At 70.7% G+C, this 22,203-nt stretch carries 19 protein-coding genes and 1 pseudogene; 10 read left to right on the plus strand and 10 right to left on the minus strand.

Going from position 1 to position 22,203, the window contains the following annotated elements:
• Positions 1-144: 144 nt before the first annotated feature.
• Positions 145-723 (plus strand): TetR/AcrR family transcriptional regulator, encoded by a 579-nt coding sequence (locus ABD269_RS14610; RefSeq protein ID WP_301886350.1) that lies wholly within the window; start codon positions 145-147, stop codon positions 721-723.
• A gap of 15 nt (positions 724-738) precedes the next feature.
• Here ABD269_RS14610 and ABD269_RS14615 read toward each other — a convergent pair whose 3' ends face one another.
• Positions 739-1,413: a ScbR family autoregulator-binding transcription factor gene (locus ABD269_RS14615; RefSeq protein WP_344118255.1), complete on the minus strand. Its 675-nt coding sequence runs from the start codon at positions 1,411-1,413 to the stop codon at positions 739-741.
• A gap of 245 nt (positions 1,414-1,658) precedes the next feature.
• On the opposite strand from ABD269_RS14615, the gene ABD269_RS14620 reads away from it, so the two are divergent.
• A complete protein-coding gene (locus ABD269_RS14620) occupies positions 1,659-2,720 on the plus strand; it encodes an alpha/beta hydrolase (RefSeq protein ID WP_344118256.1) in 1,062 nt (353 codons plus the stop codon).
• Between the two features lie 58 nt (positions 2,721-2,778).
• Here ABD269_RS14620 and ABD269_RS14625 read toward each other — a convergent pair whose 3' ends face one another.
• The gene (locus ABD269_RS14625) at positions 2,779-3,954 is read right to left on the minus strand and encodes an alpha/beta hydrolase (RefSeq protein ID WP_301886347.1); all 1,176 of its coding nucleotides are present in this window, start codon (positions 3,952-3,954) and stop codon (positions 2,779-2,781) included.
• 212 nt (positions 3,955-4,166) lie between these two features.
• On the opposite strand from ABD269_RS14625, the gene ABD269_RS14630 reads away from it, so the two are divergent.
• Positions 4,167-4,715, plus strand: a complete 549-nt coding sequence (locus ABD269_RS14630) for a hypothetical protein (RefSeq protein WP_301886346.1) — start codon at positions 4,167-4,169, stop codon at positions 4,713-4,715.
• A gap of 268 nt (positions 4,716-4,983) precedes the next feature.
• Positions 4,984-6,354, plus strand: a complete 1,371-nt coding sequence (locus tag ABD269_RS14635; protein ID WP_344118258.1) for a vWA domain-containing protein — start codon at positions 4,984-4,986, stop codon at positions 6,352-6,354.
• Between the two features lie 61 nt (positions 6,355-6,415).
• Here the strand turns inward: ABD269_RS14635 and ABD269_RS14640 are convergent, their stop codons facing one another.
• The 3 genes from ABD269_RS14640 to ABD269_RS14650 form a co-directional block, all read right to left on the minus strand.
• Positions 6,416-7,582, minus strand: coding sequence for a sensor histidine kinase (locus ABD269_RS14640; RefSeq protein ID WP_344118259.1), 1,167 nt, complete (start codon positions 7,580-7,582; stop codon positions 6,416-6,418).
• Entirely contained in the window at positions 7,579-8,232 is a 654-nt protein-coding gene (locus ABD269_RS14645; RefSeq protein ID WP_301886343.1) for a response regulator transcription factor, read from the minus strand. Before ABD269_RS14645 ends, ABD269_RS14640 begins: the two co-directional genes overlap by 4 nt.
• A gap of 353 nt (positions 8,233-8,585) precedes the next feature.
• Positions 8,586-9,791 carry an RICIN domain-containing protein gene (locus tag ABD269_RS14650; protein WP_344118260.1) on the minus strand — a complete coding sequence of 402 codons (1,206 nt, stop codon included), beginning with the start codon at positions 9,789-9,791 and terminating at the stop codon, positions 8,586-8,588.
• Positions 9,792-10,056: 265 nt separating this feature from the next.
• On the opposite strand from ABD269_RS14650, the gene ABD269_RS14655 reads away from it, so the two are divergent.
• The 4 genes from ABD269_RS14655 (at position 10,057) to ABD269_RS14670 (ending at position 12,848) form a co-directional block, all read left to right on the plus strand.
• Complete coding sequence (locus ABD269_RS14655; protein ID WP_116212767.1) at positions 10,057-10,242, plus strand: hypothetical protein; 186 nt, start codon at positions 10,057-10,059, stop codon at positions 10,240-10,242.
• Positions 10,230-10,493, plus strand: coding sequence for a DUF7848 domain-containing protein (locus tag ABD269_RS14660; protein WP_301886341.1), 264 nt, complete (start codon positions 10,230-10,232; stop codon positions 10,491-10,493). Before ABD269_RS14655 ends, ABD269_RS14660 begins: the two co-directional genes overlap by 13 nt.
• A 118-nt stretch (positions 10,494-10,611) precedes the next feature.
• A complete protein-coding gene (gene metG, locus ABD269_RS14665; RefSeq protein ID WP_301886340.1) occupies positions 10,612-12,327 on the plus strand; it encodes a methionine--tRNA ligase in 1,716 nt (571 codons plus the stop codon).
• 152 nt (positions 12,328-12,479) lie between these two features.
• The gene (locus ABD269_RS14670) at positions 12,480-12,848 is read left to right on the plus strand and encodes a DNA-binding response regulator (protein ID WP_301886339.1); all 369 of its coding nucleotides are present in this window, start codon (positions 12,480-12,482) and stop codon (positions 12,846-12,848) included.
• 210 nt (positions 12,849-13,058) lie between these two features.
• Here ABD269_RS14670 and aspS read toward each other — a convergent pair whose 3' ends face one another.
• Entirely contained in the window at positions 13,059-14,837 is a 1,779-nt protein-coding gene (aspS, locus tag ABD269_RS14675) for an aspartate--tRNA ligase (protein ID WP_301886338.1), read from the minus strand.
• A gap of 177 nt (positions 14,838-15,014) precedes the next feature.
• Between aspS and ABD269_RS14680 the strand changes: the two genes are divergently transcribed.
• Complete coding sequence (locus ABD269_RS14680; protein WP_301886337.1) at positions 15,015-17,138, plus strand: ATP-binding SpoIIE family protein phosphatase; 2,124 nt, start codon at positions 15,015-15,017, stop codon at positions 17,136-17,138.
• A 182-nt stretch (positions 17,139-17,320) separates the two neighbouring features.
• On the opposite strand, the gene ABD269_RS14685 is transcribed toward ABD269_RS14680, so the two are convergent.
• A complete protein-coding gene (locus ABD269_RS14685; protein ID WP_344118261.1) occupies positions 17,321-18,271 on the minus strand; it encodes a pirin family protein in 951 nt (316 codons plus the stop codon).
• 111 nt (positions 18,272-18,382) lie between these two features.
• On the opposite strand from ABD269_RS14685, the gene ABD269_RS14690 reads away from it, so the two are divergent.
• On the plus strand, positions 18,383-19,324 hold the full coding sequence (locus ABD269_RS14690) for a trypsin-like serine peptidase (protein ID WP_344118262.1): 942 nt from the start codon (positions 18,383-18,385) through the stop codon (positions 19,322-19,324).
• A gap of 6 nt (positions 19,325-19,330) precedes the next feature.
• On the opposite strand, the gene ABD269_RS14695 is transcribed toward ABD269_RS14690, so the two are convergent.
• The 3 genes and pseudogenes from ABD269_RS14695 to ABD269_RS14705 all read right to left on the minus strand — a co-directional run.
• Positions 19,331-19,783, minus strand: coding sequence for an SseB family protein (locus ABD269_RS14695; RefSeq protein WP_116212775.1), 453 nt, complete (start codon positions 19,781-19,783; stop codon positions 19,331-19,333).
• A gap of 54 nt (positions 19,784-19,837) precedes the next feature.
• Positions 19,838-21,385, minus strand: coding sequence for a zinc ribbon domain-containing protein (locus ABD269_RS14700; protein ID WP_344118263.1), 1,548 nt, complete (start codon positions 21,383-21,385; stop codon positions 19,838-19,840).
• Positions 21,386-21,475: 90 nt separating this feature from the next.
• Positions 21,476-22,072 (minus strand): annotated as a pseudogene (locus ABD269_RS14705) (GntR family transcriptional regulator); the annotation flags it as partial.
• Between the last annotated feature and the right edge of the window lie 131 nt (positions 22,073-22,203).

A 22,203-nucleotide genomic window follows, 5' to 3' on the forward strand; every position in this document is an offset into this window, starting at 1 on the left:
CGCCCAGCGTGTGCGACGGCGACCCGACCGGTCACTTCCTTGCGGACGGGGCCGGCGGAACCCACGAAGGTAGGCTGCCAACTTGCCGGGCGACAAGTTGGTTCGGTTGAGGGCGGCAGCTTCACGACAACAGCAGGAGAGACCATGGGCAGCACCCCTCAGGCGCGCAGGAGCGACACCCGTGAGCGCATCCAGAAAACGGCCCTGGACCTCTTTGTCTCACGCGGTTACGAGAAGACGTCGCTGCGGGAGATCGCCGAGGAGCTCGGCGTCACCAAGGCGGCGCTGTACTACCACTTCAAGACGAAGGAGGACATCCTCACCGCGATCTCCGAGGATCTCGGGCGCCCGGTGGACGAACTCATCGCCTGGGCCGAGGAACAGCCACCGACCCTCGATACCAGGCGGGAGCTGATGACCCGCTACAGCGCGGCCCTGAAGTCGGCCATGCCGATCTACCACATCCTCCAGGAGAACCAGGCGACCCTGCGCGACCTGGCCGTCGGGCGGACGCTGCGCAACCGCGTGGAGGCCATCTCCCGGCTGATGCACACCGGGGACGCCGACTTCGACACCCACATCCGCGTCGCCAGCGCCCTGCTGACCGTCCACTTCGGGGCGTTCACGCTGGACCGGCTCGGCGGTACGGACGAGGAGAAGCGCCAGGCGCTCCTCAAGGTCGCACTGGAGACCATCGGTGCTCCCGCGGGCCAGTCCGGCTGACCGCGATTGACCCTTTCAGGCGACCCCGGCCGGGGTGGCGGCGCGCTGCCGCTCCAGCTCCGCGAGCGCGCGGGCGCCCCGGCCGGGGGCGATGTCGAGCCGGGCCAGCACGGCCGGCACGGCCACGCCTGGCATCAGGTGCTCGTAGAGCACGATGGCCCGGCGCTCCAGGTCGGCACGGCCGCAGACGGTCTGCGAGAGGGCGTTGATGCCGCCGTACGCGGCGACGATCAGCTCGGCGACCTCCGACGGCATGACGTGCGGCAGCACCTCGCCGCGCTCCTTGCCCTCCATCAGGGTCCGGGTGTGCAGCTCGGTCCATTCGTCGAACCGGCTGTCGCGGTGCGGCGCCGTCGCGCTGTGCTCGATGGACAGCCGCACGCTGCCGCGCAGCACCGGGTCCACCAGCAGCCGGTGCGTGAAGATCAGCCCGATGTCGACCAGCTCCTGCATCTTGGAGGAGCGCGGCAGTTCGGGGCGGAGCGCGGTGACGGACATCCGCGTCTGGACGACGGCGCGGGCCAGGTCCTCCTTGGAGGCGAAGTGGAAGTACAGCGCGCCCTTGGTCACTTCGGCGCGGGCGAGGATCTCGCTGATGGTGGCGGCGTCATAGCCCCGCTCGTCGAACACCACCGCGGCCGCTTCCAGGATGGCCCGCCGCGTTCTTATCGCACGGTCCTGCTTTGCCACGGTACGCCTCCGCATCGCTGAGGGACCCGCGCTCCGCTTCCTGCGCGGCAGGGCGGATCGCTGGCCGCTGTCGCTGCCGCCGGGTTCCCGCGCGCGGCCGCGCCGTAGAGCGTATGCAGGACACCCGCGTCAAGGGAGGAGAGCGAACCAGCCATCGTGTCCGGCGGCATGGCCCGGAAGGGAGTTGACTAGGGTCGGATGCCACCGGCCGCGGCCGGTCCGACGAGCCGAGGGAGCCCGCACGGATGAGTCTCACCGGGACCGCGTTCTTCGCTGTGCTCGTCGCCGCGACCGTGGTCGCCGTGCTGGCGACGCTGCTGCTGTGGGCGAGGATCCCCGGCCCGCGCCCGTTCGCCTGGGTGGCGCGGATCGTGCTGATCGGGCTGTGCCAGGTGACCGCGATCTGTGTCGTCGCGACGTGGATCAACAGCAGTTACGGGCTCTACGCCTCCTGGGACGACCTGCTGGGGCGGCCCGGCGGCTCGGGCCCGGTGTCGATGCCCGGCCCGCCCCCGGAGCGGGCCCGCTTCCTGCGCGGGGACGCCGGCATACAGGAGACGTACGTCCGCGGGCGCGCCTCGGCGCTGTCCGGGCAGGTGATGGTCTGGACCCCGCCGCAGTACGACGACCCGCGCTACCGCAAGACCGACTTCCCCGTCGTGCTGCTGCTGCACGGTGTCCCCGGGTCGCCGCAGTCGTGGATGGAGCAGGGCCACATGCCCGGCGACTTCCAGAAGCTGCTCCAGGACGGGGCGAGCCGCCCGTTCATCCTCGTCGTGCCGATCATCAACCCCGGCGGTGTCGACACGGACTGCACGGACACCAACGGGCACAAGGTCGCGACATGGCTCTCCTCCGACGTCCCCGACCTGATCCGGCACCACTTCAGGACCGGGAAGGGCCCGCGCTACTGGGGGCTGCTGGGCATCTCCACGGGCGGCTACTGCGCGGCCAAGCTGCCACTGCAGTACCCCAAGGTGTTCGGCGCGGGCGCGGCGCTCGACCCGGATCCGCTGACCGGTGACCGGGGCGTCCTGCCGGACGCACAGCTGCGGCTGCGCAACAGCCCGATGTGGCTGGTGGCCCACACCAAGGCGGACGTCGGCCTGTTCCTGGCGACCTCGCGCCAGGACCGGGACAGCCCGCCCTCGTACATCGAGGAGTTCCAGCGGGCGGCCGCGGGCAGCAAGGTCCGGCTGAAGACGATGCTGGCGCAGAAGGGCGGGCACAACTACAACACGTGGATCTCGATGTACCCGGCGGCGTTCGGCTGGCTGGGCGAGGAGCTGGACAAGGGACCGGCATAAGGCCGGCACAGGGAAAAGGGGCCCCGGAGGCCCCTTTTCCTTCGAATTCCGCGAAAGATCAGTTGTTGACGTCCTGCGGGAAGACCAGCTGCTTGCTCATCCACTCCAGGCTCGGCGAGATCTCCCGCCGCCAGGTGGTGAAGTTATGGCTGCCCTCGTCCAAAATGATCTTGGAGGCGAACATCGGCTCCTTGACCGCCTTGAGGAACTTCTCCGTCTCCTTGAAGTTCTTCTCGCCCTTCTTGCTGCTGGTGACGAGCACGGAGACCTTCGGCACGGGCAGATTCTTCAGGCGCCAGATCAGATCGTGCTCGCGCTCCCGCTGCTTCGCCTCGTCCCCGCCGCCGAAGAGATTTCCCGTGGTCAGATCATTCTTGATCTTGTAGTCGGCGGAGAGCGCGGCCGCCGCGGGATAGACGGACGGCTGGCGCATCGCGAGCTCCAGCGCGCAGGTGCCGCCCGAGGAGTAGCCCATGGCGCCCCAGGCGCTGGCCTCGTGGCCGACGCGATAGGCGCTGCGCAGGGCCTCGGGCACGTCCTTGGTGAAGTACGTCTCCGACTGCGGGCCGCCCGGGACGTCCACGCACTCGGTGTCGCGCGGCGGCGCGATCGTCGGCCGGAGCATCACGATCACGGTCGGCTGCATCTTCTTCGCGGCCAGCAGCTCGCTCGCGGTCTTCGGGATCTGGAGGTATTTGGAGAGGTTGTCGATGCCGCCCGGATAGCCGCTGATGGCCACGATCACGGGGAAGCGCTGGCGCTCGTACTGCTTCTGGAAATACTGCGGCGGCAGATACACGAACGCCGGCTCGACGACATTGGAGCGGCGGCCCACCAGGCGCACCGACTCCACCGCCCCGACCTTGTCCTTCGGGCCCTCCGGCAGGCCCATGCGGTCCGTGCTCTGTGAGCTCGCGGGCCGGATCAGGCCGCCCTTGGCCGCGTCGACCGTGGTCCCGGTATTGGTGTCGGTGACCGCCGTGACCTGGCCGGGCGACCTGTCGTAGCGGCCGAGGAGCTGGCCCCAGGTGCCGTAGAAGCTGTTCGCGGAGTTCACCGCGAGCAGCACCACGGACATGATCGACAACTGGGTCACCAGAATCGAACCGAGTCGCCCCAGCACGGGCAGCGCGCCGCGCCCGGAGAGCCGCGGCCAGAGCCATACGGTGAGACCGACGCACAGCACGGCGACGAACACCACCGTATACAAGAGTGACCGGCTGGTCAGGCCCATGCGGCTCTCAACTCCCTGCCCCCGTTGTGGGTACTCATGTTCGTAAAACGATGCTCACCGATAAAGAGGCCGGAATAGGTGGAGAGGGTTGCCCTGGACCCATTTCTTACCCTGCTCTTGGCCTTCTCGTGTCCTGGGCGTACGGCAGCGTTACCGCGCCGGAAACCGCCCACCCGGGGGTGGGTGACAGCCGCGCTGGGCAGGAAGGGCGCATGGGCGACGTCTTCTTGCGCAGGTTGAGCCGCTGGCAGTCCGACCAGTACCGCGAGCAGCTCGCGGATCTGCACGTAGCGGCGTACGGGGGCACGCCCGGCGAGCCCTCCCACAGCCGCTCCCACTTCCAGGAACGGCTGGCCGACGACTCCTCGCGGCCCGGCTTCGACCTGGTGATCGCCGAGAACCGCGGGCCGGTCGGCTGCGCGTACGGCTATCCGCTGGCCCGCGACAGCGACCGCTGGCAGGGCTTCGACGGGCCCGTCCCCGCGGACCTGGAGGAGCTGACGGCCGCCGGGCGGGTCTTCCTCGTCGCCGAGCTGATGGTCCTGCCGCGCCACCGCCGCCAGGGCACCGGCGGCCGCCTCCACGACCGGCTGCTCTCCGGCAGCGGGGCGGGGCTCGCGGCGATGGTCCTCTCCCCTGCGGACGCGCACGGGGACGGCGCGCACGCGGCCCGTCTCTCGTGGGGGTGGACGACCGCGGGAAAACTGACGCTCGGGGACGGGGCCGTGCGCGAGGTCTTCACGCGGCCGCTGCGAAGGTGAATGTCACCCCTGACGGTGTGTGAGGATACCGCGAGGGAAGGCGTGGTGGGGCGGGATCCGGCGCCGGGCGTGCTTACGGGTGAGCCCAGCTGGCGCAACCGGGCGCGGGGGCCGTCCCCCGACGGTGTCGGGCGCGGGGCGGCTTACGAGGGTCTCGGCACGCCGGGAGGCGCGTGACGGCTAGCCTTACGTAGCCGTCCGGACCTGGGATATTCCCCGACACTCCGGACATTTCATAACCCCCGAGACACGTGAAGGACTTCTCCCCATGGGCATTCGGAGTCTGCTGCGGAACGCGTTCGGCCGGTCCAGGACAGCGACAGCCGAGCGCGACGAACCCAGCCTGCCCCAGCAGAACGCGGGACGGACGGCAGGAGCCGACGGTACGGAACCGGTCGCCGGCTCCGCGCCCGCCCCGGAGAAGGAGCCCGCCGCGGTCGTCCCCGGGCCGTCGGCGGAACCCGTGACGACACCGGCTCCTGACACCGCGTCGGCTTCCGTCCCGGCCCCGGCCTCGGAGCCCGCGCCCGCCGCCGCGCCCGCTTCCGCTTCGGTCCCGGCCCCCGCCTCGGAGCCGGCCCCGGCCGAGCCCTTCCGCGCACCGGTCCCCGCGCAGCCCACCACGGACCGCGTGCCCGACCCCGGGCCGCTCGGGCCCACTCCGGGGCCGACGCCCAAGCCGGATCCGCTCCCCCAGCCGGAGCCCGGGCCGACGCCGATGCCCTCCCCCAAGCCCATCCCGGAGCCGGACCCGGTGCCCGCGCCGCTCCCCTCGCCGCCGGTGGAGCCCGAGCCGACGCCCCGCCCGGTCCCCAGGCCGGAACCCGCCCCGGGCCCGACGCCGGAGCCGCAGCCCGCGATGCCGCCGCGCGACGCGGAGGCCGTCGGCGCCGTCGGTACGGAGAAGGCCACCGGCGCGGAGCAGGCCGTCGGCCTGGAGAAGGTGGAGAAGGCCGCGCCCGCGCTGGTCAGCCTGTGCAAGACGGCGGCCGTCTCGCTGGAGAAGCAGGGGCTCACCGGTCAGCGCGCGGCCGTCTATCTGGTCCTCGACCGCTCGGGTTCGATGCGCGAGTACTACAAGAACGGCACGGTCCAGCACCTCGCCGAGCAGGCCCTCGGCCTCTCCGCCAACCTCGACGACGACGGCACCGTGCCGGTCGTCTTCTTCTCCACCGACGTCGACGGCACGGCCGATCTGGACCTCACCAACTACGAGGGCCGGATCGACGAACTCCACGGCTCCATGGGCCACATGGGCCGCACCAACTACCACTGGGCCATGGAAGCGGTGATCGAGCACTACCGGAAGTCGGGCGCCACGGACCCGGCGTTCGTCATCTTCCAGACCGACGGCGGCCCGTACAGCAAGCCGGCCGCGGAGCGCGCCCTGTGCGAGGCGGCGAAGCTCCCCATCTTCTGGCAGTTCGTGGGCTTCGGCGACCCGGAGGGCAAGGGCTTCGACTTCCTCCGCAAGCTGGACGACCTCGCGGTCCCCGAGAAGCGCGTCGTCGACAACGCGGGCTTCTTCCACGCGGGCCGCGACCCGCGCGCCCTGACGGACGCGCGCCTCTACCAGGAGCTGATGGTCGAGTTCCCGGAGTGGCTGGCCGAGGCCCGCGCGGCGGGCATCGTGAAGTAGCCGCTCCACAGCGCCGTACGGCGGAGGCCGCCCCCACGACCGGGGGCGGCCTCCTGTCGTCTCACGGGCGGAACCGCACCGTCACCCGGAGGCCGCCACCCGGCCGCGGGACGGCCTCCACCGTCCCGTCGTGCGCCCGCGCGATGGACCGGACAATGGAGAGGCCGAGGCCCGTGCCGCCGCCGAGCCGCTCCCGCCCGGCGCCCCGCCGGAAGGGCTCGAAGAGGCCGTCGACGTCCGCCGCCGCCACCTCGGGGCCGGTATTCGTCACCGTCAACCGGCCCGGCCGCACGTCCACTTCCACGCTCCCGCCCGGGTGGTTGTAGCCCACCGCGTTGCGCAGCAGATTGCCGGTCAGCTGCGCGAGGAGTACGCGGTTGCCGGTGAGCGGGGCGGGGGAGGAGTGCGCCTCGACGCGTACGCCCTCCCGTTCCGCGCGGTCCGCGACGGCGGCCGTCTCCTCCGCCACGACGTCCGCGAGGTCGAGCGGGTCCCGGCGCTCCAGTCCGCGTTCGCTGCGGGCCAGCACGAGCAGGCCGTCGATCAGGTGCTCCGAGCGCCGGTTGGTCTCCAGCAACAGCGCCTTCGTGCGCGCCAGTTCCTCCGGCGACAGGTCGCCGTCGAGGCCGACCTGGATGGCGGCGCGCTGGGTGGCGAGCGGGGTGCGCAGTTCGTGGGAGGCGTTGGAGACGAAGCGGCGCTGGCTGTCGAAGGCGCCCTCCAGGCGGCCGAGGAGCGCGTCGATCGTGTCGGCCAGCTCCTTCAGCTCGTCGTCCGGGCCGCGCTGTCCGATGCGCTCGTGGAGATTGCGCTCGGAGATGCGGCGGGCGGTGGCGGTCATGGCGTGGACGGGCCGCAGCACGCGCCCCGCCGTCCACCAGCCGACGCCCACCGCCAGCAGGGCGGTGAGCAGGAGGGCGAGCGCGGACCACAGGACGAGCTGCTGCGAGGCGGCGGCGCTGACGTCGCCGGTGACCTGGGAGATCGTGGACGAGGCCAGGCCCGTGAACTCCGTGCCGTGGTGGGCGCCGATCGGCTCGCCCGGCCGCAGCGCCTCCACCGGCATCGCGGTGCGCGCGATGACCGTGGCCTGTTCGCGCGTACCGGCGCGGGAGAGGACGTTGACGGTGACCAGCAGCAGCGTGCCGAGCACGAGGAACACCGCGCCGTAGGCGGCGGCGATGCGCGTGCGGGCGGTGAGCGCGGGTCCGCGGAGGCGGAGTCTCACAGCGCGTACCCCACGCCCTGGACCGTACGGATCAGCGGCGGCTCGCCGAGCTTGCCGCGCAGTTTGCTCATGGCCACGCGCACGGCCCCGGTGAAGGGGTCGGCGTGCGCGTCCCAGGCGCGCTCCAGCAGCTCCTCCGCGCTGACGACCGCGCCCTCCGCCTCCAGCAGGATCTGGAGCAGGGCGAACTCCTTGGGGGAGAGGTCGAGGTCCCGGCCGTCGCGGGAGGCCGTGCGCCGCACGGTGTCCAGCAGCAGCCCGGAGCGCTCCAGCACCGGCGGCGCGGGGCGTGCGCTGCGGCGGCGCAGCGCCCGTACGCGCGAGACCAGCTCGGGAAACTCGAACGGCTTGGGGAGATAGTCGTCGGCGCCCAGGTCCAGCCCGGCGACGCGGTCCTCCATGCTGCCGGCCGCGGTGAGCATCAGGATGCGGGTGCGGGAGCCGGAGGCGACGAGGCGGCGGGTGACGTCGTCGCCGTGCACCCGGGGGAGATCGCGGTCGAGGACGACGACGTCGTAGTCGTGCAGGTCCAGATAGGCGATCGCGGCGTCCCCGCTGTAGACGGTGTCCACGGCGAACCCGGCCCGGCGCAGCCCGGTGGCCACGAGCTCGGCCAGTATTTCCTCGTCCTCGGCGACCAGCACGCGCATCCCGTTGTCCATCCTTGTCGGTATTAGCCCCCTTTCCAGCATGCATGTGGGTCTACCCCATGGGATGTTTCGCGGATGTCTCCGTCATGGGGCCGGGGCGTGCGGCGCCGGAACGCATGCCTCGCGCGCCCCCTCGGTCACCTCCGGGCGCCCCTTCACGGTGGTGACGCCGGTGCGATCGAGTGACTACCCTAGGTAGTCGTAGGATCACTCTTCGGATGCACAACTGCTGTAAATGTGAACCGCCGCAGACGTGAACCTATGAGCCTTGAGCCGATGAGGGGGAGGGGAGCTCGGGTGGCGGGAGAGGGTCGCACCTCCCGCCACCCGGGCAGACGTCCTCCCGGCCCGCGCTACAGCCACGCCCCCAGCAGGAACGGCCAGGCGTCCAGGATCTCCGCCGGCCCCTGGATCACCTCGCGCAGCGTGAAGACGAGATAGCGGTCCCCCTTCGTCGCGAAGAAGTGCGTCTCCTCCCCCACGCCCGCCGAGGCCACCGCGTCCGGCACGCCGCCGAATTCCTTCGGCAGATGCCCCAGTTCGACCTCGCGCACCTCGCGCTCGTACGGCGAGCCGGGCCGGTCCACGACCACGGTCCCGCGCTCCCCGAACACCAGGTAGGACGAGCCGTCCGGCGCCGCGGACACCGCCTTGAAGCGCCGGCCCGCCCGCGGCCGGAGCTCCTGGGCGGGGAAGTAGTCGTCGGCGGGCAGCAGGTCCTCGCCCTCCCGGTCCGAGAACTCGACGGCGAGATCGCCCTTGACGCCGAGATACGGGTAGCGGTGGCCCCGCGGGGTGCGCGTCACGAAGTCGAAGCCGCCGTGGAACTCCTTGGGCAGGTGCGGGAACGCCTCGCTGATCTTCTTCCGCTCGGTCTCCACCCGGTTCCGCCGGGAGAAGCGGACGACCTCGTCGTCCCGGAACCCGTCGAAGCGGATGTACGGCGTGCGGTCGCTCCCCGGCACCCACTTGGACACCGTGCCGACGACGCCGCCGGTCGCCTCCATCGCCGTCTTCAGCACACTGGTGGCCGTCGAGACGATGCCCCCGGTGCCGGGCTCCACCACCAGCCCGGCCAGCGCGTCGAACGCCCGCGTCCCACCGGTCTGTTCGACGGCCTCGAAGTGCCACCGCTGGGCCCCGGCACGCGCGGCCACGGTCTCCCGCGTCTGCTCGATCACCGCGCCCTCGGCGGTGGCGCCGTCGCGCACGGTCAGCCGCAGCTCGCTGTGGACGTTGACGACGGGCGCCCCCTCGTCCGCGTCACCGGTGATCCGCCAGGTCTGGCTCCGGTACGCGGGCGCGCTCTCGTTCAGGTGCGCCTGCCCGACGGCGGTGCCCTCGCCGTACCGGCGGACCTGGAGATAGCGGCCGCTGCGCTGATTCCGCACCCGGTAGGTGTCCCGGCCCCCCTGCCCGGGCTCCAGCCGCCACGCCTGCCCGGCCCGGGGCGGCCACGCGTGCAGCCGCTCCTGCACCACCGCCGCGCCCTTCGCCGTCAGATACAGCCCGGTCTCGTCGTTCCTGATCAGGTACGTGGTCTTGGCGCTGACGCTCATGGACCCTCCTGTGAACGGCCGGATTCGCTGCCTTGCTCCGGCGCCCCACGTTAGGAGCGCGGGAGATGGGGTGCGACAGGAAACCCGGCCATCCGTACGGCGGCGCGCGGGCCGTACGGATGCCCGCCCGCGGCGGCGGCGAAGCCTCGTTCAAGTGGCCTGATCAGGCTCACGTCTCAGTGGGCATCCTCAAAGCGTGAGCAATGAAAATCCCCCCTCGCTCCCTGCCCCCACTCCCCCTCCTCCCGCCCCCGTGAGTTATGCCGTGGACACGCGTACCAATCGCCTCGGCCAGGTCATGGACCGGCACGCCGGATACGTACAGCTACGTCCCCCTCAGGGCGGCGTCGAGTGGGACTGCCCGCCCGAGTGCGCCCGGCCCGCCTCCGAGGCGGAGGCGCTGCGCGCCCGCGTGGCGCGGCTGAATGCCGAGAGCAGGTGGGGGCTTTGACCGCGCGCACCGTCTTCTTCTTCGGGAACTGGACCCTCCAGCCGGACCAGGAGCCGGACGCGGAGCCGATCACGTACGCGATGCAGTGCGCGGTGTGCGAGGCCTGCTCGGCCGCGGTGGAGGACGTCACGGACGCCCAGGGCTGGACGTTCCGGCACGCGGGGAGCAATCCGTCCCACCACACCTACCGGGAGGTGATCACCAGGCCGTGGCGCGCGTGGATGGCCGAGCCGCCGCCGGTCGGGGGCTGAAGGCCCGGCGGCGCAAGGGTGGGCCCCCGCGGCGGACGCCGAAATCGCCGCGCGGGCACCCCCCGGCCCTCGGATACGCTAAAGACCTCTGTAAACCGCGACCAGGGAGCAGCCGGAAATGGCTCGACACCTCATCACCAGCGCCCTTCCGTACATCAACGGGATCAAGCACCTGGGCAACATGGTGGGGTCCATGCTCCCGGCTGACGTCTACGCCAGGTTCCTCCGCCAGACCGGCCGCGAGACGCTCTACATCTGTGCCACCGACGAGCACGGCACACCCGCCGAGCTCGGCGCCAAGGAGCTCGGCCTGCCCGTCGACACCTTCTGCGCCCAGCAGCACGACGCGCAGAAGGCCATCTACGACGGCTTCGGGCTGTCCTTCGACTACTTCGGCCGCAGCTCCTCCCCCGAGAACCGCGAGATCACCCAGCACTTCGCGCGGAAGCTCAAGGAGAACGGCTTCATCGAGGAGCGGGCGATCCGCCAGGTCTTCTCGATCACCGACGACCGCTTCCTGCCCGACCGCTACATCGTCGGCACCTGCCCGCACTGCGGCTACGACAAGGCGCGCGGCGACCAGTGCGAGAACTGCACCCGCGTGCTGGACCCGACGGACCTGATCGAGCCGCGCTCGGCGATCAGCGGCAGCAGCGAGCTGGAGGTCCGCGAGACCCGGCACCTCTTCCTGCTCCAGTCGAAGCTCCAGGGCGAGGTCGAGGCGTGGATCGACGAGCACGGCAAGGACTGGCCGGTGCTGGCCTCCTCCATCGCCCGCAAGTGGCTGACCGAGGGCCTCAACGACCGCGCCATCACCCGCGACCTGGACTGGGGCGTGCCCGTCCCGGCCGACACCTGGCCGGAGCTGGCGGCCGAGGGCAAGGTCTTCTACGTCTGGTTCGACGCCCCGGTCGAATACATCGGCGCGACGAAGGAGTGGGCCGACCAGGACCCGGCGAACCGCGACTGGAAGTCGTGGTGGTACGAGGCCGAGGACGTCCGCTACACCCAGTTCATGGGCAAGGACAACGTCCCGTTCCACACGGTGATGTTCCCCGCCACGCAGCTCGGCACCCGTGAGCCGTGGAAGAAGGTCGACTACGTCAAGGCCTTCAACTGGCTCAACTACTACGGCGGCAAGTTCTCCACCTCCCAGAAGCGCGGCGTCTTCACGCACGATGCCCTGGAGCTGCTGCCCGCCGACTACTGGCGCTATTTCATGATGGCCAACGCCCCCGAGTCGGACGACACGTCCTTCACCTGGGAGCTCTTCTCCGCCACGGTCAACAAGGACCTCGCCGACGTCCTCGGCAACTTCGTCAACCGCGTGCTCTCGTTCTCCAAGAAGCGCTTCGGTGACGAGGTCCCCGCGGGCAGCGAGGCGGGCGAGGCGGAGGCGGCGCTCGGCCGCGAGGTCGCGGAGCTGCTCGCGGAGTACGAGCGGCACATGGAGGAGCTCCAGTTCCGCAAGGCGGCGCAGGCGCTGCGCGCGCTGTGGAGCGCGGGCAACTCCTACCTGGAGACCAAGGCCCCCTGGCTGGAGATCAAGACCGACCCCGAGGGCGCGGCGCTCACGCTGCGCACGGCGATGAACCTCATCCACCTCTACTCCGTGGTGTCCGAGCCCTTCATCCCGGCGTCCGCCGCCGCGATGCGGTCCGCGTTCGCGTTGACGGACGACAACGCCACGTGGGTCACCTCCGACGAAGCGAAGTCCCTGTCGTTCGTCCCCGCGGGCACGGCCTTCACCGTGCCGCCGGTGCTCTTCGCGAAGATCACCGAGGACGACCTGGCGGCCTACCGCGAGCGCTTCGGCGGCGGGGAAGACGCGTAGCAGCTCCCGCTCGATCGCACACAGCAGGGCCCGGAACCGTGACGGTTCCGGGCCCTGCTGCATTTATCGATCGGCGATCGTTCGTTGACAACGGCCCAGCAAGGTGGGACGTGCAGATACATGGGGGAAGACGGGGAAGACGAGGAAGAGAAGTGTCCGACAAACGCATCACCGTGACCGTTCACGCGACCGACGAGCTCAACCGGGCGAGATTCGTCCGCCGGCTGCGGGAGCTGCCCGAGGTGCGGGTGGTCCGCGAGGACGGGGCCGTGTCCTTCGTCCTCATGGGCACGGACGACGCCCCGGCCGCGGCGGAACTGCGCAGGCTGGCCCGGGACAGCGACGAACGGGTGGTGCTCGTGGCCGAGGAGCTCGGCGAAACGGAACTCATGGCGGTGACGGAGTACGGAGTGCGGTCCGTGCTCTACCTGAGCCGCCTCACGGCCTGGCGCCTGGCCCGCGCGGTCCACTCGGCGGTGGGCTGCTGCGCGAGGGTTCCGATGGTGACGGCGCTGGTCTGACGCGTCAGCCCGTCCGGCGCTTGAGGACAGCGCGCGAAGCGTGCTTCGGGGGTCCGGGGGTCTCCCCCGGTTTCAGGAAGGGGCGGGACTGGGGAACAGACAACCCGGACGCCCCCGGATACGCCAAGCGCCGGGCGGGCCCGGATATCCGAGCCCGCCCGGCGCTTGAGGGCGAAGAGGTCACCCGGAAGCTTCCGGGCGCCCCACCGGCTACTTGGCGGCCGGCTTCGCCGGCTGCGGCTTGCGCAGCGACAGGTGAAGCTCCTTCAGACGCGACTCGTCGACCTCGCTCGGCGCGCCCATCAGAAGGTCCTGCGCGTTCCCGTTCAGCGGGAACGCGATCGTCTCGCGAATGTTCGGCTCGTCCGCCAGCAGCATCACGATGCGGTCGACACCCGGCGCGATGCCGCCGTGCGGCGGAGCGCCGAACTTGAACGCGCGCAGCATGCCGCCGAACTCGCGCTCCACGTCCTCGTTCGAGTAACCGGCGATCTCGAACGCGCGGTACATGACCTCGGGCTCGTGGTTGCGGATCGCGCCGGAGGACAGCTCCGTGCCGTTGCAGACGATGTCGTACTGCCAGGCCAGGATGTCCAGCGGGTCCATCGTGTTCAGCGCTTCCAGGCCGCCCTGCGGCATGGAGAAGGGGTTGTGGGAGAACTCGATCTTGCCGGTCTCCTCGTCCTTCTCGAACATCGGGAAGTCGACGATCCAGCAGAAGCGGAAGACGTTCTCCTCGAAGTGGCCCGCGCGCTTCGCGGCCTCGACGCGGACCGCGCCCATGATCTTGGAGACCTCGTCGAAGTCGCCGGCGCCGAAGAAGACGGCGTGGCCGGGGACCAGGCCGAGGGCCTCGGTCAGGGCCTTGACGTCCTCCTCGGTGAGGAACTTCGCGATCGGGCCGGCCAGCTCGCCACCCTCGCCGACGCGGACCCAGGCCAGGCCCTTCGCACCCTGCTCGACCGCGTACTCGCCGAGGCCGTCGAAGAACTTGCGGCTCTGACCGGCGGTGTCCGGCACGGCCAGCGCGCGGACGTGCTTGCCGGCGAACGCCTTGAAGCCGCTGTCGGCGAAGACCGCGGAGACGTCGACGAGCTCCAGCTTGGCGCGCAGGTCCGGCTTGTCGGAGCCGTACTTCAGCATCGCCTCGCGGAAGGGGATCCGCGGGAAGGGCGAGGTGACGTGGCGGCCATTGCCGAACTCCTCGAAGAGCTCGGTCATGACCTTCTCGATGACCTGGAAGACGTCCTCCTGCTCGACGAAGGACATCTCCATGTCGAGCTGGTAGAACTCGCCCGGCGAGCGGTCCGCGCGGGCGTCCTCGTCGCGGAAGCAGGGCGCGATCTGGAAGTAGCGGTCGAAGCCCGCGATCATCAGCAGCTGCTTGAACTGCTGCGGCGCCTGCGGCAGCGCGTAGAACTTGCCGGCGTGCAGGCGGGAGGGCACCAGGAAGTCGCGCGCGCCCTCGGGGGAGGTGGCGGACAGGATCGGGGTGGCCAGCTCGTTGAAGCCCTGCGCGACCATCTTCTGCCGGATGGCGGAGATGACGGCCGAGCGCAGCATGATGTTGCGGTGCATGCGCTCGCGGCGCAGGTCGAGGAAGCGGTACTCCAGGCGCCGCTCCTCGTTCACACCGTCGTCGGCGTTGATCGTGAAGGGGATCTGCTCGGCGGCGCCGAGCACCTCCACCTCGGTGACCTCGATCTCGATCTCACCGGTGGACAGCTCGGGGTTGACGTTGTCCGCGCCGCGGCTCATGACCTTGCCGTCCACGCGGACGACGGTCTCCTTGGTGAGGTGGCTCAGGGCCTCGTTGGCGGCGGTGCCGGGGCGGGCGACCAGCTGGACCAGGCCGTGGTGGTCGCGGAGATCGATGAAGAGGATGCCGCCCAGGTCGCGCCGATTGTGCAGCCAGCCACTCAGTCGCACGTCGGTGTCGACGTCAGCCGCACGGAGCTCGCCGCAGGTGTGGGACCGGTACCGATGCATCGTTCATCCAAGTCGTTGGTCGAGGTGTGATCGAGGTCGTCGATCGAGGTCAGTGATCGAGGTCGTTGATCGGGCCGGGGCGCCGGGTCAGCGACGTAGCAGCCCCTGTGCAAGCCTACCTACTGCTGCGAGCGGCCTCGGTGGTGTCCATCGCCGATACCCGCATAAAGTGGGGCAATGCGCACCGAGGACGTACTGGCCGCTGTCGCGACCGGCCTGTGGCACTGGGACAACGCCACGCGCGTCGTCACCTTCGATGCCGAGGCCGCCCGTCTCATCGGCCTCCCCGCTGTGCGCGTGGAGCTGACGGAATCCGCGACCCGCGCCCGGTTCCACGCCGTCGACTGGGTGGAGATCCAGGGGATCATCAGCCTAGCGGTGGCGGAGGGCACGCTCGCCGAGGCCCGGCTCAGGGTCGTCAACGACGAGGGCCGGGTGCTGCGGACGCTGCGCACCCGCACCAGGTCGTCCGTCCAGGAGGGCGAGCACGTCCTGGTGGGCACGCTGCAGGAGGTCCCCCAGCCGCTGCAGGGCACCACGGCGTCCCGCACGTCCGTCACGGGGGACTGGCGCCGCAACAGAGAAGCGTTTCTGCTGGACGCCGGGCGGGCCCTCGCGGAGGCCCGCTCGACGGCCGAGGTGCTGCGGGTGGCGGCGGGTCTCTCGATGCCCGGCTTCGTGCCGTCGGGCCTGGCCGTCTTCAGCGCGGAGGCGGGCCGGGTCAAGGTCATCGGCCACCACGGCTACGGTCCCGGCGAGGCGGCGCCCTTCCTCGACCTGCCGCTGAGCGCCGCCTATCCCGCCGCGGAGGTCATCCGCACCGGCCGCGCGATCTACTTCCCCTCCCCTGAGGACTACGAACGCCGCTTCCCCGAGGCGTGGAAGGACGTGGCGCACTTCGGCCGCAGGGCGTGGGCCTTCCTGCCGCTGATCAACGCGGGGCAGACCATCGGCGCCTGGATGGCGGGCTTCAGCGTCCCGGTCTCCTTCACCCCCGACGAGCGGTCCGTGCTCACCACGGTCGCCCGGATGCTCGCGCAGGCGCTGAGCCGCGCCAGCGTCCACGAGTCCGAGCGCGAGCTGACCGTGGGCCTCCAGCGCTCGATGATGCCGACGCTCCAGCCCGACATCCCGGGGATGTCGGTGGCCGCGCGGTACGTCCCCACCGGCGGCGGGCTGGACGTCGGCGGCGACTGGTACGACATGATCCCGCTGCCCAACGGGAAGATCGCCCTGGTCATAGGCGACGTGCAGGGCCACGACGTACGAGCCGCGGGGCTGATGGGACAGCTGCGGATCGCCCTGCGCGCGTACGCCTCCGAGGGGCACCACCCCGACGCGGTCCTCTCCCGGGCCTCGCGCTTCCTCGCCGGGATCAACGCCAGCGAGACGGAGGGCGACGACACGGAACCGCGCTTCGCCACCTGCCTCTACACCGAGGTCGACCCCGGCACCGGGCGGCTGACCATCGCCCGCGCCGGGCACCCCGACCCCGCGATCCGGCTCACCGACGGCACGATGCTCCTGCGGCCCACGGCCGGCGGCCTGCCGCTCGGCATCGACCCCGACACCGACTACCCCACCACCCGGCTCCTCCTCGAACCCGGCGAGACGATGCTCGTCTGCACGGACGGCCTCATCGAGACCGGCGGCCACGACCTGGAGACCGGCTGGGAGCGGCTGCGCGGGATCATCGAGGGGCACTCCTTCGACGAGGACGGCGGCCGGGCCGCCGACTGCCTGGAGTCGCTCGCCGACGCGCTCGTGCAGGGCGTGCACGGGCCGTCCTCCCACTACACGACCGGCCCGCTCGTCGACCGGCGCGAGGACGACATCGCCGTCCTCCTCCTCGCCCGCGAGGGCGCGCCCCTCACCGGCGCCCCGGCCCCGCGCCGTACGGTCCTGTCCATCGCCCAGGCCGAACCTGAGCGCATCGCCGAGGCACGGCGGCAGCTGCGCCTCCTCATGCACGACTGGCCGGACGAGGACCAGGTCGACTCGGCCGTCCTGATGGTCTCCGAGATGGTCACGAACGTCCTCGTGCACACGGACGGGGACGCGCTGCTCAGCGCACAGATCTCCGGCGAACGGGGCACGCGGTGCATCCGGGTGGACGTGGCGGACGCCAGCGACGAACTCCCCCACCGGCGCCACCCCGGGGAAATGGCCTCCTCGGGCCGCGGCCTGGTCCTGATGGAACTGCTCGCGGGCACGTGGGGGGTGGACCCCCGGGGCGAGGGCAAGAACATCTGGTTCGAGCTGTACGAAGCGGACGGGGCGGCGGCTCCGGCCGAGGTCTGATCGCCGGCTGCGGGTCCGTTGCCGCCTGCGGCGGGAGCTCCCCCAGCTACCGCTGGGAGGTACCCCCAGCGGGCGCGTCCTCAAACGCCGGACGGGCTGGATTTTCCAGCCCGTCCGGCGTTTGAGGACAGCGCGCGGAGCGTGCTTCGGGGTCTGGGGCGGAGCCCCCCACGCGGCGGAGCCTACGCGTCGGCCGGAACCACTCCGAGCCGCCCGGCCTGGAAGTCCTCGAACGCCTGCGCCAGCTCCGCGTGCGTATTCATCACGAACGGCCCGTAGTGCATCATCGGCTCCCGGATCGGCTGTCCACCGAGAAGCACGACCTCGAAGTTCGGGCTCCGCGACTCCTGCGTATCGTCCGCGCGGAGGGTGATCGAGTCGCCGTTGCCGAAGACGACCGACTGACCCGTGCGGAAGGGCCTCTTGTCCGTGCCCGCCGTGCCCCGCCCGGCCAGCGCGTACGCCAGCGCGTTGAAGTCGGCCCGCCACGGGAGCGTCAGCTCGGCCCCCGGGTTCAGGGACACGTGCATCATCGTGATGGGCGTGTGGGTGGCGCCCGGGCCCTCGTGCCCGTCGATGTCGCCCGCGATCAGCCGCAGCAGCGCACCGCCGTCCTCCGAGGCGAGCAGCCGCACGCTGCCGCCTCGGATGTCCTGGTACTTCGGCGAGATCATCTTGTCCCGCTTCGGCAGGTTCACCCACAGCTGCAGACCGTGGAAGAGACCGCCGCTCATGACCAGCGACTCCGGCGGAGTCTCGATGTGCAGCAGACCCGAGCCCGCCGTCATCCACTGGGTGTCGCCATCGCTGATGACTCCGCCACCACCGTGCGAGTCCTGATGCACGAAGGTGCCGTCCATGATGTACGTGACGGTCTCGAAGCCCCGGTGCGGGTGCCAGGGCGTGCCCTTGGGCTCGCCGGGCGCGTACTCCACCTCGCCCATCTGGTCCATCATGATGAACGGGTCGAGGTACTTGTAGTTGATCCCCGCGAACGCCCTGCGGACAGGGAATCCCTCGCCCTCGAAGCCCGACGGCGCGGTCGCGACGTGCAGCACCGGCCGCTGCCGTGCGTCCACCGGAGCGGTGACGCGCGGCAGGGTCAGCGGGTTCTCAACGGTCACAGCCGGCATGACAGCCTCCTCGGTTGTTCTGCTTACAAGTTAGTTGAACACTGAACAACCTGCAAGGGCCGCGGCATTCCCGCACACCTGCCATGGGCGGCGACCATGGACACTGGATCAATGCGCCTGAACGTCCGCGGACCCGGCCCGGCCGCACTCTCCGCCCTGATCGCCACCGTCCTGGCCCTGGGCGCCATCGCGCTGATGGTGGCCAAGCACGGGGTCGCCACGGGCACGCCCGTCGCGGAGGGCGACGCATCGGGGCACTACGCGCAGCCGGAGGCGGAGGGCGACGCGGCGTCGAAGGCGCTGCTGGCGGCGGTGCGCACGGGCCCGCCCGCGGCCCCCGCGCCCCAGGACGCCCGGGCCGCGCTCCCGGCCCGTACGGACCCGCTGCCCGCCTCCGAGCCGCTGGAGGCGTCCGCGATCAAGCCCTCGCCCGCGGTGGGGCCGCTGTTCTACACGGGCCAGGGCGCACCGGGCCACGGCTGCACCGCGAGCGTCGTGCACAGCCCGCGGGGCGATCTCGTCCTCACCGCCGCACACTGCGTCCACCAGGACGGCTTCCGTACGGACATCGCGTTCGCCCCGGGGTACCACGACGGCGAGGCGCCGTACGGGGTGTGGGTGCCGACCTCGGTCGACATCGACCCGGAGTGGGCCGCGGACCGCGACCCCGACCACGACGTGGCCTTCCTGCGGGTCCGCAGGGTCGGCGACAGCACGCCGATCGAGCGCGTCACCGGAGCGGAGAAGCTCGGGCTCAAGCCCGCCGCGCGCCGGGCGGCACGGCTGATCGGCTACCCGGCCGACCGGGACACCCCGGTGGCCTGCCAGAACGCGACCGACAGCCACAGCCCCACCCAGCTCCGCTTCGACTGCCGGGGGCTGACGAACGGCACGAGCGGCGGGCCGATGCTCACCGATGTCGACCCGGCGACGGGCCTGGGGATGGTCGCCGGCGTCGTGGGCGGCTATCAGGAGGGCGGCGACGACGAGACGTCGTACAGCGCGTACTTCGGCGACAACGTGGCAGCCCTCTACAGGCGGGCGACCTCGTAGGAACCGTCAGCCATACATCCGGCGCATCGCGAAGTCGACCATCTGCTCGACCGCCTTCGCGTCGAAGACCATGCGGTGGTCGCCCTCCATGTCGAGGACGAAGCCGTAGCCGGTCGGGAGGAGGTCTATGACCTCGGCACCCGTGATCACGAAGTACTTCGACTCCTTGCCCGCGTACCGCCGCAGCTCCTTGAGCGAGGTGAACATCGGGATCACCGGCTGCTGGGTGTTGTGCAGGGCGAGGAAGCCGGGGTTGTCACCGCGCGGGCAGTAGACCTTCGAGCTCGAGAAGACGACCTGGAAGTCCTCCGCGGACATCGACCCCGTGGTGAAGGCCCGGACCGCGTCGGCGAGCGACGGCGGGGACGGCTCGGGGTAGAGCGGCTGCTCGCCATAGCCCCCCGGCTGCTGCGGCGGTGCGTAGCCCTGCGTTCCCGCGTTCTGGTCGTAGCCGTACATGCGCCAAAGCGTACTCAGTGAACCTCCCCGGCCAGAAGGCCGGAGCTTCCGTCTTCACATGTGCCCCTCGGCAGTACGGGCGACCGCCCGGCCGGCACCCTGCGGGGTGGCGGCACCGCCTTCGTGACCCATGGCGCCCCCGGAACGGGGAACGACGGCAACACACACGCCAACAGGCAGGTCAGCGCGGGTGGCCCGGTTCTGGGCGCTACTACGTGCTTCGCGACTGCGCCCCGCACCGGCGCGATGCCGCGCGCGCTGATGGAAGCCATGCCGTTCCCGCTGGTCGGCAGACCACCCGGGTTGGGCCCGTAGATACTTCACCCGAATTACCGTCTCGGGTGGGACCGGGACGTACGTCCCGTCATTGACGGCCAGGGTGTGGATGTTCACCCCGCCCACCGCGTCCCGGTTGAGCACCGAGGCGCAGGTCTTGTTGACGCAGGCGTACGAGCGTCCGCGCACCTTGCGTCGTGTCAGGCAGTAGGGACACGTCTGGGAGGAGTAGGCCTCGCTGATGTGCCGGATCGCAAGGCCCGTTTTGTAGGCGAGCAGCCGCTCCTGGGTGCCTCGCTCCCATTGGGAGAGCTGTTGCCGTGTCGAGCGTGACGTGCGGCGCTTCTTCTCCGTGTTCCGTTCGACACCGCGCACGTCCCCGACGACCAGTCGCACCACGACGCGCGCCCCGGTCGGAACCGCCTGTTCATGGGCCTCCACCTGCTCGCGGATGAACCGGTTGGCCTTCGCGGTCACCTGATGGTTGAAGTCACGCAGGCGCCGACCGGTCCTGGCTGTCAGCTTTTTCCGCGCTTCGGAAAGCTTGCGAAATCGCCGCGAGCCGCTTTGACAACGGGACAGCTTGGACTGCAATCGCGCAGCTCCTTTGTTGCGGCGCTGTTTGACGGCCCGGGCCGCCCGGCCGTTGATCACCGCCACTTCGTACGCACCATCCGGAGCCCGGATGGCCAGCGTCATCGGATTGACGATCCCCTCGTCGACCGCGACGGTCACCGCCCGGATTCCGGCGGCCTCCGCACCCTCGTGGCCGGAGGCGTCCGACAGTCTGTCGTCAGGCACACGGTGGGCAATACGCAAGGACCAGCCGCGCGCCGCGCCATCCCAGCACAGCTTGATCTCGCCCCAGCGGTCCGGGGTGACCAGGACCCCGTTCCGGTTGGTGAGCTCCGGCACCGGCAGTACGACCCGCTCCCGCCCTCGCCCCAGTGAAAGCGCCAGCCGGCCCCTGGAGGTGATCTTCCAGCCGAAGCCCGTGGTGAACACCAACCGCCGATAGCGCTTCTCGCGCCAGGGGAATTTCACTGCCGCCATTCCCTGCGCCTTGTTCGCCCGGGCGAGGGCGATCGCGTCGGCAAGGTCATAGGCAACAGCTTGCGCCGTGTGTGCGTGCACCGGCCGCGCCTCGGCCGGCAATGAGGTCACGTAGCGGCGGATGTCCTCCCGCCCTGGCGACCGACCGGCTCGCCACTCACCGCGCACCCAGGCCACTGTCCGGTTCCACAACATCGCCGAGGCGTGACAAGCCGCATGAGCGCGTACGTGATCCGCCCGGTTCAGCCAGACCGGCACCACCGCCGTCAGCACTCGCGATTGCACCTCGTACGCCTCCGCTGTCATCGCCTGCCACTCGCTTCTGCTGGAAGCGCACTCATAAGCTCATGTATATGAGTGCCCCGGCCTGGCTCGCACCGTTTCCACGAACTCCGCGAGTTCATGCCCGCGATCTTCCAGTCGGGCGTAGATCCCACCCGGTCCCGGATTCTCGGCGAGCAGCTCCGGGATCTCCTCGGTCAGCCCCCACGGGAGGTACGACGTCGACTCCTCGGCCGGGGTGCCGTCACTGAAGGACAGCCGACGCCTGGCGAGTACCCGGGCACCCGGCGCGACGCCGAGACGGTCCGCGATGCCCGGCGGCGCCGCGGCGGGCCCGACGTACAGGACGCTCACCTTCACCGCCACTCCGAGGTGAGTGTCCTCCCCGCCCGTCCAGTGCGAGCGCCGGAAGCGGTCGGACGACTTGCGGCGCACCGGTGGCGGCGCCACGACATAGGAACCCTTGCCGTGCAGAGTCTCGACCAGCCCACTGGTGCGAATCTCCGCCATGGCTTTGCGCACCGTCCCGACCGAGACGCCGCAGCGGGCCATCAGCTCGCTCTCGCTGGGCACCTGCCGCCCGGGCCGGAGTGCGCCCGACCGGATCTGGCCGAGAACGTCGTCGGCGACCTGAAGGTACTTCGGCATCGCCCTCCGCCGCACAGGCTCGCTCCGCATGCCTTCCTCCCCTCTCGCACCCCTGCGCGCACGACCTCCGCCAAGGCGCTCGCACAGCTCCCCGATTGAGACTGGTCACAGTTGGCCGATCAGGGGTTGCGTCTTATTACTGGTGGGTAGCATCATGGAAA

It is taken from the genome of Streptomyces blastmyceticus (assembly GCF_039521185.1).
Taxonomy (GTDB): domain Bacteria; phylum Actinomycetota; class Actinomycetes; order Streptomycetales; family Streptomycetaceae; genus Streptomyces; species Streptomyces blastmyceticus.